Source organism: Alterinioella sp. B-7 (assembly GCF_056857775.1).
Genome location: NZ_JBSXNT010000025.1, coordinates 68,452 through 81,347, shown reverse-complemented (window position 1 = coordinate 81,347; position 12,896 = coordinate 68,452). Strand labels below are relative to the sequence as shown.

The 12,896-nt window shown below is 66.5% G+C and carries 14 protein-coding genes; 8 read left to right on the top strand and 6 right to left on the bottom strand.

The features are described from left to right. Positions 1-15: 15 nt before the first annotated feature. Entirely contained in the window at positions 16-753 is a 738-nt protein-coding gene (locus AC13C7_RS06300) for an esterase/lipase family protein (protein WP_172319777.1), read from the top strand. A gap of 161 nt (positions 754-914) precedes the next feature. On the opposite strand, the gene AC13C7_RS06295 is transcribed toward AC13C7_RS06300, so the two are convergent. From AC13C7_RS06295 to AC13C7_RS06285, 3 genes are read right to left on the bottom strand one after another with little or no spacing between them, the layout of a single operon-like run. Beyond that, positions 915-2,015, bottom strand: a complete 1,101-nt coding sequence (locus AC13C7_RS06295) for a 5-(carboxyamino)imidazole ribonucleotide synthase (RefSeq protein ID WP_482866929.1) — start codon at positions 2,013-2,015, stop codon at positions 915-917. Beyond that, positions 2,008-2,496 carry a 5-(carboxyamino)imidazole ribonucleotide mutase gene (gene purE, locus AC13C7_RS06290; RefSeq protein WP_172319779.1) on the bottom strand — a complete coding sequence of 163 codons (489 nt, stop codon included), beginning with the start codon at positions 2,494-2,496 and terminating at the stop codon, positions 2,008-2,010. The genes AC13C7_RS06295 and purE overlap by 8 nt, the downstream gene beginning before the upstream one ends. Positions 2,497-2,556: 60 nt before the next feature. Next, positions 2,557-2,775 (bottom strand): YdcH family protein, encoded by a 219-nt coding sequence (locus AC13C7_RS06285; protein ID WP_172319780.1) that lies wholly within the window; start codon positions 2,773-2,775, stop codon positions 2,557-2,559. 182 nt (positions 2,776-2,957) lie between these two features. Between AC13C7_RS06285 and AC13C7_RS06280 the strand changes: the two genes are divergently transcribed. The 5 genes from AC13C7_RS06280 (at position 2,958) to AC13C7_RS06260 (ending at position 5,433) form a co-directional block, all read left to right on the top strand. Next, positions 2,958-3,386, top strand: a complete 429-nt coding sequence (locus tag AC13C7_RS06280) for an Hsp20 family protein (RefSeq protein ID WP_172319781.1) — start codon at positions 2,958-2,960, stop codon at positions 3,384-3,386. After that, positions 3,379-3,612, top strand: coding sequence for a DUF1150 family protein (locus tag AC13C7_RS06275; RefSeq protein WP_172319782.1), 234 nt, complete (start codon positions 3,379-3,381; stop codon positions 3,610-3,612). Before AC13C7_RS06280 ends, AC13C7_RS06275 begins: the two co-directional genes overlap by 8 nt. A gap of 113 nt (positions 3,613-3,725) precedes the next feature. Next, positions 3,726-4,028, top strand: a complete 303-nt coding sequence (locus AC13C7_RS06270) for a hypothetical protein (RefSeq protein WP_482866928.1) — start codon at positions 3,726-3,728, stop codon at positions 4,026-4,028. Continuing rightward, entirely contained in the window at positions 4,028-4,321 is a 294-nt protein-coding gene (locus tag AC13C7_RS06265; RefSeq protein ID WP_172319784.1) for a PAN domain-containing protein, read from the top strand. Before AC13C7_RS06270 ends, AC13C7_RS06265 begins: the two co-directional genes overlap by 1 nt. A 164-nt stretch (positions 4,322-4,485) precedes the next feature. Continuing rightward, entirely contained in the window at positions 4,486-5,433 is a 948-nt protein-coding gene (locus AC13C7_RS06260; RefSeq protein WP_482866927.1) for an AraC family transcriptional regulator, read from the top strand. On the opposite strand, the gene AC13C7_RS06255 is transcribed toward AC13C7_RS06260, so the two are convergent. The 3 genes from AC13C7_RS06255 to trxB all read right to left on the bottom strand — a co-directional run bounded on the left by AC13C7_RS06255 (position 5,434) and on the right by trxB (position 9,735). Further along, positions 5,434-6,129, bottom strand: coding sequence for a hypothetical protein (locus AC13C7_RS06255; protein ID WP_482866926.1), 696 nt, complete (start codon positions 6,127-6,129; stop codon positions 5,434-5,436). A gap of 346 nt (positions 6,130-6,475) precedes the next feature. Further along, positions 6,476-8,542 (bottom strand): bifunctional sulfate adenylyltransferase/adenylylsulfate kinase, encoded by a 2,067-nt coding sequence (locus AC13C7_RS06250; protein WP_482866925.1) that lies wholly within the window; start codon positions 8,540-8,542, stop codon positions 6,476-6,478. 173 nt (positions 8,543-8,715) lie between these two features. Then, positions 8,716-9,735, bottom strand: coding sequence for a thioredoxin-disulfide reductase (trxB, locus tag AC13C7_RS06245; RefSeq protein ID WP_482866924.1), 1,020 nt, complete (start codon positions 9,733-9,735; stop codon positions 8,716-8,718). A gap of 206 nt (positions 9,736-9,941) precedes the next feature. On the opposite strand from trxB, the gene AC13C7_RS06240 reads away from it, so the two are divergent. Then, positions 9,942-10,442, top strand: coding sequence for an Lrp/AsnC family transcriptional regulator (locus AC13C7_RS06240; RefSeq protein WP_172319791.1), 501 nt, complete (start codon positions 9,942-9,944; stop codon positions 10,440-10,442). 5 nt (positions 10,443-10,447) lie between these two features. Continuing rightward, positions 10,448-12,505: a tetratricopeptide repeat-containing sulfotransferase family protein gene (locus tag AC13C7_RS06235; RefSeq protein ID WP_482866923.1), complete on the top strand. Its 2,058-nt coding sequence runs from the start codon at positions 10,448-10,450 to the stop codon at positions 12,503-12,505. Positions 12,506-12,896 lie beyond the last annotated feature (391 nt).

Sequence of the window (12,896 nt, the reverse complement as noted above, 5' to 3'; positions counted from 1 at the left end):
CCTAGATGCGACGGCATGACACGCCGACTGCCCCCCGTGCTGGCCCTCATCGCGGCCGTGATCCTGCCCGGCTCCGCGCGGGCCGATTGCGTCATCCTGCTGCACGGCCTGGCGCGCAGTTCCATGTCGCTCTGGGTACTGGAGGAGGTGCTGGAGCGCGAAGGCTACCAGGTGGTCAACCGCGACTACCCCTCGACCCGCGCGCCGATCGAGGAGTTGGCCCCGCAGGCGATAATCCCCGCGCTGGAGGAATGCGGCGACCAGCCGACCCATTTCGTGACCCATTCGATGGGCGGCATCCTGCTGCGCTATTGGGTGCAGCAAGACCGGCCCGAGAACCTGGGCCGCGTCGTCATGCTGGCGCCGCCCAACCAGGGCTCGGAACTGGTCGACCGGTTGGGCACGTTCGAGCCGTTCGAGTGGATCCACGGGCCCGCCGGACTGGAGCTGACCACCGGCACCGACAGCCTGATCAGCAGCCTGCCGCCGGTCGATTTCGAACTGGGCGTGATCGCGGGCTACGTGACGCTGAACCCGATCACCTCGGCCCTGATCGAGGGCGCGGATGACGGCAAGGTTTCGGTCGAGAGCACGCAGGTGGCGGGGATGTCGGATTTCCTGGCGCTGCCGGTCAGCCATACCTTCATGATGAACAACCCGACCGTGGTGCTGGAGGTGCTGACCTTCCTTCAGACGGGCGCCTTCAACCCCGAGCCGACCCTGCTGGACCATATCGAGGTGCTGTCGCCCTGACGGGCGGGCGCGGGCGGCGCGGCTCGGGCCCCCTGGCGGGAGCCCTCGCCGCGCCGCATTGCCATGGGAAAGGCGGGAGGTCGGTTTTCCGGGTTGGGCGTGGGCGCTGGTGGTGGCAGCGGAATTGAGTATTTGGACCAAGAAGATGGGGAAGGTTCGTGTCAGGTAGCGGGGCCGGTGACGCGGTTCAGGTGGCCCATCTTGCGGCCCGCGCGGATCTCGGATTTGCCGTAGAGATGGACCTGGGTGCCCGGGGTGGCGGCGGCCTGTGCGGCGCGGGCGACATCTTCGCCGATCAGGTTCTCCATCACCACATTGGCGTGCCGCGCGCCGTCGCCCAGGGGCCAGCCCGCGATGGCGCGGATGTGCTGCTCGAACTGATCGACGGCGCATCCCGCCTGGGTCCAGTGGCCGGAATTATGCACGCGCGGCGCAATCTCGTTGACGATGAGGCCCGAGGGCGTCACGAAGAGCTCCACCCCCATCACGCCGACATAGTCCAGCGCGGTCAGGATCCGCGCGGCCAGCAGGACGGCATCGGTGCGCAGGCTGGCGGGGATCGTCGCGGGCACGGTGGTGGTGGCGAGAATGCCGTCCTTGTGGACGTTCTGGCCGGGATCGTAGCAGGCGATCGCGCCGTCGCGCCCACGCGCGGCGATCACGGAGATCTCCATCGAGAAGTCGACAAAGCCTTCCAGGATCGCGGGTGCGCCATTGAGGCTGGCCAGCGCCCGGTCGGCATCCTCGGGCGTCATGATCCGGGCCTGCCCCTTGCCGTCATAGCCGAAGCGGCGGGTTTTCAGGATCGCGGGCGTGCCGATGCGGGCAAGGGCGGCGTCGAGATCCGCGGCACTGTCCACGGGCGCGAAGGGCGCGGTGGCAAGGCCCAGATCGGCCAGGAAGGTCTTTTCGGTCAGCCGGTCCTGGCTGGTCTCCAGCGCCACGCGCGAGGGATAGAGCGGTTTCGCCGCCGAGAGCACATCCAGCGCGTCGGCGGGGATGTTCTCGAATTCGAAACTGATGAGGTCGACCGCATCGGCGAAGCGGCGGAGCGCGTCGAGATCGTCGTATCCCGCTTGCGTGACCTCAGCCGCGACATCGCCCGCGGGCGAGGCACCCGGTTCATAGATATGCGTCTTGTAGCCGAGCCGGGACGCGGCGACCGAGAGCATCCGGCCAAGCTGCCCGCCGCCGAGGATGCCGATGGTCTTGCCGGAGGCAAGCGGTGTGTCGGTCTTGCCGGAGGGCAGGGGGTCAGTCATCGCGGGGCTCCTCGGGGATCGAGGCGGAGAGGGCGGCGCGCCAATCATCCAGCCGTTGCGCCAGCGCGGGATCGCCAAGCGCCAGGATGCCCGCCGCCATCAGCCCCGCATTCTTCGCGCCCGCCGCCCCGATCGCCATGGTCGCCACCGGGTAGCCGCGCGGCATCTGCAAGATGGAATAGAGGCTGTCGACACCCGAGAGCGCCTGCGTCCGCACCGGCACGCCGATCACCGGCAGCCGCGTCTTGGAGGCCATCATGCCAGGCAGATGCGCCGCCCCGCCCGCGCCCGCGATGATCACCTTCAGACCGCGCCCGACCGCGCCCTTGCCGTAGTCCCAAAGCCGGTCCGGCGTGCGATGCGCCGAGACGATGCGCGCCTCGAACGCCACGTCCAGTTCCGCCAGCACATCGGCGGCCTCGCGCATGGTGGCCCAGTCGGACTGGCTGCCCATGATGATGCCGACCTCTACCCTGTCCATGCGATGCAACCCCTTGCTGGCCCGTCATAAAGAAGCGCGCACTATAGCCATGGCAGGCGGTTACGCAATGATGTCCGGGGTCAGTTCATCCTCGATGCGCGCGATCCGGTCCTTCAGCGCCAGCTTCTGCTTTTTCAGCCGCCTCAGCGTCAGCTGATCGGGCCGCCGGTTGTCCTCCAGCGCCGCGATGGCATCATCGAGGTCGCGATGTTCGCGCATCAAGACGCGCAGTTTGACGCGCAGCACGTCCTCATGGCTCATATCGGCGGGTGTGGTCATCTGTCGGGCAGGCCCCCTGGGGGTTGAGTCGGGCAGGTCGCGAGCCCGGAGGATAGCGGATTTGCCCTGCATGGCAAAGCGCCCGGAGCCTTGCAGCGCCCCCTTTGCGCCCCCATATCATGACCCAGAGGCCGCCGAAACGGGGCCGCAGCACGCAGATCGCTTAGCAAAGGATGTGCCCGATGACGAAACTGACCCTGGGATCGCACCCCTTCCTGTTGGGGTTTGACCAGCTGGAGCGGCTGGTAGAACGCACTGCCAAATCCGGCAATGATGGCTACCCCCCTTATAATATTGAACAAAAAGACGAGAATACCTACCGGATCACGCTGGCCGTGGCAGGCTTTGCCGAAGGCGACCTGAGTATCACGGTCGAGGATCGGCAACTGGTCGTCCGGGGTCGCAGCCGCGACGACGCGGAAGACCGGGTCTTCCTGCACCGCGGCATAGCGGCGCGGCAGTTCCAGCGCAGCTTCGTGCTGGCCGAAGGGGTCGATGTGGCCGGGGCGGCATTGGAGCATGGCCTCCTGCATATCGACCTGAAACGGTCGGTTCCCGAGAACGTGATCCAGACCATTCAGATCAACAGCGGAGGGCCTTCCAATGGATGAGCTTAGACCCATCGCGAAACCGGGCCAGCGGCCCATCGTCTATATTCGCAAGGTCGAGGTCGATGACCTGCCCGAGGATATTCGCGCGCAGGCGCAGGGCGCGGGCCTGTCCGAGCTTTACGCCATCGGCAACGAGAATGGCGAGCAACTGGCGCTGGTGCGCGACCGCAAGCTGGCCTTCACCGTCGCGCGGCAAAACGACATGAAGCCGGTCAGCGTCCACTGATCCGGCAGATGCGCGCCTGCGACAAGCCGCGGGCGCGCCCGGTCCAAGACAGCGGCGCCAGGCGCGCCTAGCCTTCGGGGCAATGTTCCCTCTGTTCCCGAAGGATTATTCAAATGACATTCCGCCATGCCCTTGCCGCCGCCGTCCTGACGGCGCTGGCCCTGCCCGCCGCCGCGCAGGATTATGAGAACTGCCAGTGGCAGAGCAACGAAGGCCGGATCGCACAAAGCTATGAGCTTGTCGGCCCCGGCGCCTGCGAGGCGTTATGCACCGAGACCGAAGGCTGCTCCTCGTGGTATTACATCCCCCACAATTTCAACCCGACTGGAGGTCCGGGCGAATGCGGGCTCTATGGCGCGGCATCGGACGCGCAGCCCCATGACCGCGAATATTGCGGCACCGTCGGATCGGAGTGATGCGGGGCCTGCTCCTGGCCGCGCTGATCGCGGCACCGGGCGTGGCGCTGGCGCAGGACGACCATGAGATGTGTTTCATGTCCGCCGTCACCGTCATGCTGCCCGCGCCCGACGATGCGCTGACCACCGAGGACTGCATCGCCGCCTGTCAGGCCAATACCGATTGCGTCGCCTGGACCTATCGCCCGCACGGTTTCGCGGCGGGCGAGATGCCGGGCACCTGCCGCCTGATGCCCGATGTCTACGAGACAACCGCGTCCGACAGCGCATTTTGCGGGCGCATCGGGCGCTGACAAGATCCGGCGCGCGGGGCCGCAATCGGAGCTGGCCCCGGCACATCATACAGCCGGTGTTTTTCATGAAGAATTGACAGATGGTCCGATAATTTGGCCAAATCCTCCCGCGCTGTCCCGGCGCGGGAGGGTTTGTCGTGGAAGATGTGCCGCCTCCGACCAGCATGAGGTTTTCGGCAGCGGCCCTGCCCGAGGCCGACCGGCTGGCCATCTGGCGCGAGGAATTCGGGCGCAAGTTCGTGCATCTCGACATCGCGCCGCTGCAGGACGATCCGCTGCGCTATGACGCCAGTTTCCAGTTGCTGGACACGGCCTCGGCAGGGCTCGGCACCATGTCGGCGGTGCGTTGTGAACGCTCGCGCCGGATGATCGCCGATTGCAACGATGACATCTTGATGCTGGTGCCGCTGACCGGGCGATTGCAGGTCGACCAGGCGGGGCAGGAGGCGACGCTTGGCCCCGGCGATGCGCTGGTGCGGCGGTCGGACGATCCCGGCTGCACCTGGTCCGAGGCCGGTCATTTCCTGACGCTGAGCCTGCCGCAGGCGGTCCTTGGCGCGAAGCTCGCGGATGCGGACCGGTTGCGGATGACCGTGCTGCCGGGGGGCAGCGGGGCGCTGCAACTGCTGGTGGGCTATGCGCGGCTGCTGTTCGAGGCACCGGGCGGGGCCGACCCGGCGCTCGGGCGGCTGGCGCGCGATCACCTGCTGGACCTTGCCGCCATGGCCATCGGGGCCAATCGCGATGCCTGGGTGCTGGCGCAGGAGGGCGGGGCGCGCGCGGCGCATCTGGCCGCGATCGACGCGAGCATCGCGCGCGGCCACCGCGATCCGGGCTTTGGGATGGCGCAGGTCTCGCGCGCGCTTGGGCTTTCACCGGGGCATATCCGCAAGTTGCTGGCCGCGCGCGGGGTCAGCCTGTCGGATCTTGTGATGGCGGCGCGGCTGGCCTCGGTGCGCGCCGACCTGACCGACCCGCGCCGCGAGGGCGTCCCGGTCAGCCAACTGGCCTACGCCGCGGGCTTCAACGACATCTCGTATTTCAACCGCGCCTTCCGCCGCCGCTACGATTGCACGCCCACGGATATGCGGGCGCGTAGCAGGGGCGCGTGATCACAGCGGGATGGTCAGCCGCAGGAAGGCCTGGAAACCGTCATCCTCGATCTCGCCGTAATCGAACAGACGATAGGAAATGCCGGGGCTCAGCATCATGCCGCCTGCCAGCGGGATCGCCATATAGGCATCGGCCCGGCCATAGATCCCGCTGCCATCGGCCTGGAAACCGCCGCCGAACCCGTCCACATCGGCCCATCCATATCCCAAATTCAACGCCGCGCCGAAGGTGGGCACCGCGATGGAACTGCTGGAATAGCCGCCGCCGATCGGGGTCTCGAAGCCGAAGCCCACGAAGACGCCGGTGAAGGTCGAGGAGCCACTGGTCGGAAACACCGCGCCGCTGGCCTGCCGGAACGCCTCGACGCCGTTATTCTCATGCTCGACCCCGAAGGAATAGGTCAGGACCGGGGCCGAGGAATAGGCCGAGGAGGTGCCCCCCCCAGTGCTGAGCCAGGTCAGCGCCAGAAGCAGCCCCAGGCCGTTGCCAATGATGATATCCTCGGGGTTGCCGAAGCTTTGCACGGTGCGGCTGTCATCGGGAAACGGGATCCCGAAGCCAAGCGTGACCCGGTCCGGCCCCCGCGCCAGGCTGCTCGGCCCCCCGAAGCTGAAGGGCAGGCTCTGCCCGGCCGCGCCGGTTGCAAGTGTCGCGGAAATGATCAGGCCCGCGGCTGTTCTGAGGATCCGTTTCATGGCGTCTGTCCCTTGGATGTCTGTCCCGGGGATCAGCGTTCTCCCGATCCGCGCGGTTTTCAAGACGGCGTGATTCGGAACCCGGACGCGCGGCAATCGGCTGTTTGCCCCTACACGCGTGGCGCGAAGGTCAAATCCCGGCTATCGTATGACGTGTGAAGCGGGATATTTTCCTTTGCGGCGAAGCTCATGCTTACGCAGCGTCAATCAGGGGCAGTCAATCGCTTGCCCGCCCGCCGACGCCCCCGCGCGCGCCCAGGCGATGCAATTCTGCACCACAAAAACGCATCGGCCGGGCGCGAGGGTGTCGCGCGCCCGGCCAGTTCATTCGCGTATCACGCCCGGATCAGGCGGTGATCAGCCCCATCGATTCGAGCTTCAGCAGCACCTGTTGCGCGCAGTAATCCACGTCGGTGCCTTCGGTATCGACCACCAGTTCGGCATTGGTCGGCTCCTCATAGGGGTCCGAGATGCCGGTGAATTCCTTGATCTTGCCCTCGCGCGCCAGCTTGTAGAGGCCCTTGCGGTCGCGGCGTTCGCATTCCTCCAGGGAGGTCGCGACATGCACTTCGATGAAGGCGCCAAATTCCTCGATCATCTCGCGCACGGCGCGCCGGGTTGCGGTATAGGGCGCAATCGGTGCGCAAATCGCAATGCCGCCATTCTTTGTGATCTCGGAGGCGACATAGCCGATGCGGCGGATGTTGATGTCGCGGTGCTCCTTCGAGAAGCCAAGCTCGCTCGACAGATGCTTGCGCACGACGTCACCGTCCAGCAGCGTCACGGGGCGCCCGCCCTGTTCCATCAGCTTGACCATCATCGCGTTGGCGATGGTCGACTTGCCGGACCCGGAGAGGCCGGTGAAGAACACGGTAAAGCCCTGGTTGGACCGCGGCGGGCGGGTGCGGCGCAGCTCCTTGACCACTTCGGGGAACGAGAACCAATCGGGGATCTCCAGCCCCTCGGCCAGCCGACGGCGCAGTTCGGTGCCCGAGATATTGAGGACGGTGACGCCTTCCTCGATCTCGTCGGCGGGCTCATACTGGGCGCGTTCCTGGACATAGACCATGTGCTTGAAATCGACCATCTCGATGCCGATCTCGGCCTCATGCTCACGCACCAGGTCCTGCGCGTCGTAAGGACCATAGAAATCGACGCCCTGGCTGTTCTTGCCGGGGCCGGCATGGTCGCGCCCGACGATGAAATGGGTGCAGCCGTGGTTCTTGCGAATGAGCGCGTGCCACACCGCCTCACGCGGGCCGGCCATGCGCATGGCAAGGTTCAGAAGGCTCATCGTCGTGGTCGCCGCCGGGTATTTGTCCAGCACCGCCTCGTAGCAGCGCACGCGGGTGAAGTGATCGACGTCGCCCGGCTTGGTCATGCCGACAACGGGGTGGATCAGCAGGTTGGCCTGCGCCTCCTTGGCGGCACGGAAGGTCAGTTCCTGATGCGCGCGGTGCAGGGGATTGCGGGTCTGGAAGGCGACGATCTTGCGCCAGCCAAGCTTGCGGAAATAGGCGCGCAGCTCGTTCGGCGTGTCGCGGCGGGCGCGGAAATCGTAATGCGTGGGGGGCGTGATGCCGGTGATGGCACCGCCCAGGTAAACCGGACCGGCCACGTTGTGCAGGTAGTTCACCGACGGATGTGCGATGTCGTCTGCCCCGAACACCATCTCGGCCTCGCGCGCCTTGTTCGGCACCCATTTGTCCGAGATCGACAGGATCGCCAGGATCACGCCTTCCTGATCGCGCAACGCGATGTCCTGGCCGGGCTCGACCCTTTTGGCGAACTCCTCGGACACGTCCAGCGTGATCGGCATCGGCCAGAGCGACCCATCGGCCATGCGCATGTTTTCCACGACGCCGTTGTAATCTTCCTCGGTCATGAACCCCTTGAGCGGGTTGAAGCCGCCATTCATCAACAGCTCGATATCGCAGGTTTGGCGCGGCGTCAGATCCCAGGAGGTCAGGTCACCGGCCTCCAGTTTCAGCTTCTGGGCCGAATCGTAGGAGACATAGAGCTCCGGGATGGGGGCGTGTTGGGTCTGCATGGTCGTGGTCCTTTTCGGAAGGGAATTGGGTCCGCTGGAAACGCCGGTCAGTTCGGCGTGCAGGGCGTGATATTCGGCGCGTTTTCGGGCCAGGAATTGATCGGTGAGGCGGGATTTCACGGCCGCCCCGCGCGGGGTCAGCGCATAGGCGTAGCGCTGGCGCTTGTCGGGGCCGGGCCGGTCGCCGATGCGCACCAGCCCCGCCGCCGTGACCGCGCGCAACTGCGCATTGAGCCGCCCGAGCGAGACGCCAAGCGCCTGCGCCGTTGCGCGCTGCGACGCGTCCGGCGCGGCATCAAGCTGGCGCAGGAGCAGGAAGAGCTGATCGTCTTCCGGCAGGGCGGGGGCGGTTTCGGTCGTCATCGGGCGTCTCGGCCAAGTGTGTTCACGGGTGAACACATGTCACAGGATGCAGGTGCAGAAAAGGGGGAATTTCAAATCTTCCAGATTTCCACGCAGCGTGTCGCCGACGCAACAGGAAACCCCCGCGCGGGCCGGACCTGCGCGGGGGCTGAAGCCTGGTTGGCTGAAGCGGTTTACTCCGCCGTTTCGCTCGGCGCTTCGGTCGGGTCATCCAGCGGCGCGGCATAGGCCCCGGCCTCGGCCACCAGTTCATCCTCCTGCTCGGCCAGGAATTTCTCTGCATCCAGCGCCGCCATGCAGCCCATCCCGGCGCTGGTCACGGCCTGGCGGTAGATGTGATCGGTCAGGTCGCCCGCGGCGAAGACGCCGGGGACCGAGGTGCGGGTGGAGCCGGCTTCCACCTTCACATAGCCGCCATTGTGCATTTCCAGCGTGTCCTTCACCAATTCATTGGCCGGCGCGTGGCCGATGGCAATGAAGACGCCCTTGCAGGGGATCTCGCTGATCTCGCCGGTCTCGACATGTTTCACACGCACGCCCTCGACGCCCTTGGGGTTGTCGCTGCCGACGACCTCCTCCAGCACGTGATGCCAGAGCGTCTCGATCTTGGGGTGTTTGAACAGCCGGTTTTGCAGGATCTTTTCGGCGCGCAACTCATCGCGGCGATGCACCAGCGTCACCTTCGAGGCGAAATTGGTCAGGAACAGCGCCTCTTCCACCGCCGTGTTGCCACCGCCGATCACCACGATCTCCTGGCCACGATAGAAGAACCCGTCGCAGGTGGCGCAGGCCGAGACGCCGAAGCCCTTGAACGCCTCTTCGGACGGCAGCCCAAGCCACTTGGCCCGCGCGCCGGTGGCCAGGATGACCGCGTCGGCGGTATAGGTCGTGCCGCTGTCGCCCTTCGCCGTGAATGGGCGGCCCGCCACATCCAGCGAGGTGATGATATCGCCGATGATCTCGCAACCCATCGCCTTGGCATGGGCCTCCATCCGCACCATCAGGTCGGGCCCCTGCACCTCGGTGTCGCCGGGCCAGTTCTCGACCTCTGTGGTGGTGGTCAACTGGCCACCCGGCTCGATCCCCTGCACCAGCACGGGCTCCAGCATCGCGCGGCTGGCATAGACGGCGGCGGTGTAGCCCGCAGGGCCGGAGCCGATGATCAGGACGCGGGTGTGGCGGGTGTCGGACATGTCGGGCAGACCTCGGCAGAATGGAAAATTGCTACGTCCCGGCGATATAGAGATGTGAGGGGGGCAAGGAAAGGGGGGCCATTGCGAGGCTTGCAATCTGCCCCGTTCCATTTCATATGTTGCGCGAGTGCGAAATATTCTTGCGCGCGACACGTGGCGCGCGGCAGGAAAATTAATGAACCCCTAGTGAAGGAGGGCCGCCGCCCATGCCCGGGACCAAGCTCGACCAGACCGACCGCATGATCCTGGCCCAGTTGCAGGGCGATGGCCGCATGACCAACGTGGAGCTTGCCAGCCGGGTGGGCATTTCCGCGCCGCCCTGCCTGCGCCGGGTCCGCACGCTGGAGGAGCAGGGCTATATCCGCGGCTATCACGCCGATGTCGACCCGCGCCTGTTAGGCTTCGAGGTGCAGGTCTTCGCCATGGTCGGGCTGCACAGCCAGGCCGAGGCCGATCTGGTGGCCTTCGAGAATCTGTGCCGCGCCTGGCCCCTGGTGCGCGAATGTCACATGCTGAACGGCGAGATCGACTTCATTCTGAAATGCGTCGCGCCCGACCTCTCCAGTTTCCAGAGCTTCCTGACCGAACACCTGACGGCGGCGGCGAATGTCGCCTCGGTGCGCACCTCGCTGGTCATCCGGCCCGCCAAGGACGACCCCGGCGTGCCCTTCGACGTGTTGGAAGACCGGCTGGCGAAGGAGGGCTAGGCGCGATGCTGCCCAATGATCCCGCCCGGCTGAAAGCCGCCTTTCAACAGGGACTGGCGGCGCAGAAGGCGGGGCAGTTCGACGCAGCGCTGGCGCAGTTCCGGCAGGTTCTGGCCGTGCGCCCCGACCTGGCCGAGGCACAATTCCAGATCGGCCGCATCCACGCCGCGCAGGGCGACATGGCCAAGGCCGAAACCGCGTTGCGCAAGGCGCTGAAGCTGCGCCCGAAGGAACCCGCGATCTGGGCGGCCCTGGCCGGGATCCTCACGGGCGGCAAGCTGAAGAAGCTGCATGCCGAGGCCGCCCGCGCCGGTGTCCCGCTGTCGGGCGAGCCCGATATCAGCGCGCTCATCGCCCGCATCGCGCGCGGGCCCTCGCAGGCGGCGGGGGCCGAGGCCGACGCGCTCGACCTCGTGCGCCGCTACCCCGATGCCGCCCATCCCGCCCTGGCCCTGGGCGCCGCCCGCGCGGCGCAGAAGAAGTGGAGCTTTGCCTTGCCGGCGCTGGAGAAGGCCACCGAGCGCGATCCCACCAGCCCGATGGCGCATGTCCTGCTCGGTGAGGTTCTGTTGAAACTGGGCCAGCTTTCGCGCAGCGAGGCGGCGTTGGAGAAGGCGCGCGGGCTCGGCGCGGATGTCTCTGTCCCCTGGGCGCATCTGATGCATGAAACCTGCCGCGATGCCGAGGCCGAGGAGGTGCTGGCGCGTGCCGTGAAAGCCGCGCCGCGCGATCCGCGCCTGGCGGGCGAACATGCGCAGGCGCTGGTGGCCCTGCGCCGCCCGCAAGACGCCCTGAAGGTGGCCCGCAAGGCCATCGCCTCGGGGGCCACGCGCACCAACCTGTTGCAATTGGCCAATGCCATGCTGAACGAGGGTGATACCGGCCCCGCGCTGAAAATCACCGCCGAGGTTCTGGAAAAATCCCCCGACAGCGTTCCGGCCCTGACCCTGCGCGGCCAGCTTCTGCAAACCACCGGCGCACTGGAGGAGGGGCAGGCGATGCTGCTGCGCGCGGCGGAAATCTCGCCCGACGGGGCCGAGGCGATCCGCTCCTATGTCGGCGGCGCCAAACTGGCCGAGGACGACCCGATCCTGCCGATCCTTGAGGCGCGGATGGGCGACGCCGCCCTGCCCATCGCCTCGCGCCGCACCCTGGCCTTCGCGATGGCCAAGGCGCAGGAGGATCTGGGGCATTATAGCGACGTCTTCCCCCATCTGCATCGCGCCAACCGGCTGATGAAGCAGGAGTTTCCCTACCGCTTCGAGAATGAGCGCACCCATGTGCAGGCGATCCTCGACGCCTATCGCGGGCTCAAGGGCCGGACGCCCGCGACTGACGCCCCGAAAGACGCCCCGATCTTCGTCACCGGCATGGCGCGCTCCGGCACCACGCTGGTGGAAACCATCCTCGCGGCCCATGACCGGGTGACGGCGGGGGGCGAGTTGCCCTATCTCTCGCGCGCGCTGGCCCCCTTCATCGAGGCCGCCAACACCGCGCCCGACCGCCTGCCCGACCTGATGATCCCCGGCGCGCAACGCTACCTTCAGGCCGCCCGCCGCCGCGTCGGCACAGACGGTATCTTCACCGACAAGGCGATCTCGACCTATGCCCGGATCGGCCTGATCGCGCAGGCCCTGCCCAATGCGCGCTTCCTGATCCTGAAACGCGACCCCCGTGATGTGGGCCTGTCGATCTACCGCAACATGTTCCCGCCGGGCAGCCACCTCTATTCGACCGACCTGGCCGATATCGGGCGCTTCATCCGCCAGCATGATGCCTTCGTCAAATTCTGGCAGGCCGAGATGCCCGACCGGGTGCATGTGGTGGATTACGAGGCCCTGACCGCCGAGCCCGAGCCGCATATCCGCGCACTGGTCGCGGCTGCCGGTCTGGACTGGCAGGACGCCTGTCTTGCGCCGCAGAATGCCCGCCGCGATGTCGCCACGCTCAGCTTTTCGCAGGTGCGCCAGCCGATCTACCGCGCCTCGGTCGCGGCGTGGAAACGGTATGAGGAGGAACTGGCCCCGCTTATCGACGCGCTCGAACAACCGGTGACGCTCTGAGATCAGGACAAGAAAAAAAGCGGCCCCCAAAGGCCGCCTTTTCATTGGGTCTGCCGTCTGCCGCCGACTTACCCGAACCGCTTGGCTTTTGCCGCCTGACGGGCGCGATTGCGCTTTGCGCGGGCCCAGGGCATTTCGATCTGGTCCTTCTTGCTCTCTTGCAGAACCTTTTCCATCCAGCGCCGTTTTGTCATTGTCCGTTGTCCTTGTCTCTGGCCCGTTTCGGGCGATGCCTGTCCGGTTTTTCCGGGTTGAGGACACTCTGGCGGGCAACTCGGGCCCCGTTGCGGCATGGGCGGCAGTTTTGTGCAAAAACCTCGGGGCGGGAATGTGGCGGGGCGGGGCCAGTGAAAATTGGCGGATGGGTGCCTGCCATGGGCGAAAATCGGCG

Bases quoted from the DNA above. Each gene is read 5' to 3' on its own strand.
- AC13C7_RS06300 (WP_172319777.1), top strand. From the start codon at position 16: ATGACACGCCGACTGCCCCCCGTGCTGGCCCTCATCGCGGCCGTGATC.
- AC13C7_RS06295 (WP_482866929.1), bottom strand. From the start codon at position 2,015: ATGACTGACCCCCTGCCCTCCGGCAAGACCGACACACCGCTTGCCTCC.
- purE (WP_172319779.1), bottom strand. From the start codon at position 2,496: ATGGACAGGGTAGAGGTCGGCATCATCATGGGCAGCCAGTCCGACTGG.
- AC13C7_RS06285 (WP_172319780.1), bottom strand. From the start codon at position 2,775: ATGACCACACCCGCCGATATGAGCCATGAGGACGTGCTGCGCGTCAAA.
- AC13C7_RS06280 (WP_172319781.1), top strand. From the start codon at position 2,958: ATGACGAAACTGACCCTGGGATCGCACCCCTTCCTGTTGGGGTTTGAC.
- AC13C7_RS06275 (WP_172319782.1), top strand. From the start codon at position 3,379: ATGGATGAGCTTAGACCCATCGCGAAACCGGGCCAGCGGCCCATCGTC.
- AC13C7_RS06270 (WP_482866928.1), top strand. From the start codon at position 3,726: ATGACATTCCGCCATGCCCTTGCCGCCGCCGTCCTGACGGCGCTGGCC.
- AC13C7_RS06265 (WP_172319784.1), top strand. From the start codon at position 4,028: ATGCGGGGCCTGCTCCTGGCCGCGCTGATCGCGGCACCGGGCGTGGCG.
- AC13C7_RS06260 (WP_482866927.1), top strand. From the start codon at position 4,486: ATGAGGTTTTCGGCAGCGGCCCTGCCCGAGGCCGACCGGCTGGCCATC.
- AC13C7_RS06255 (WP_482866926.1), bottom strand. From the start codon at position 6,129: ATGAAACGGATCCTCAGAACAGCCGCGGGCCTGATCATTTCCGCGACA.
- AC13C7_RS06250 (WP_482866925.1), bottom strand. From the start codon at position 8,542: ATGACGACCGAAACCGCCCCCGCCCTGCCGGAAGACGATCAGCTCTTC.
- trxB (WP_482866924.1), bottom strand. From the start codon at position 9,735: ATGTCCGACACCCGCCACACCCGCGTCCTGATCATCGGCTCCGGCCCT.
- AC13C7_RS06240 (WP_172319791.1), top strand. From the start codon at position 9,942: ATGCCCGGGACCAAGCTCGACCAGACCGACCGCATGATCCTGGCCCAG.
- AC13C7_RS06235 (WP_482866923.1), top strand. From the start codon at position 10,448: ATGCTGCCCAATGATCCCGCCCGGCTGAAAGCCGCCTTTCAACAGGGA.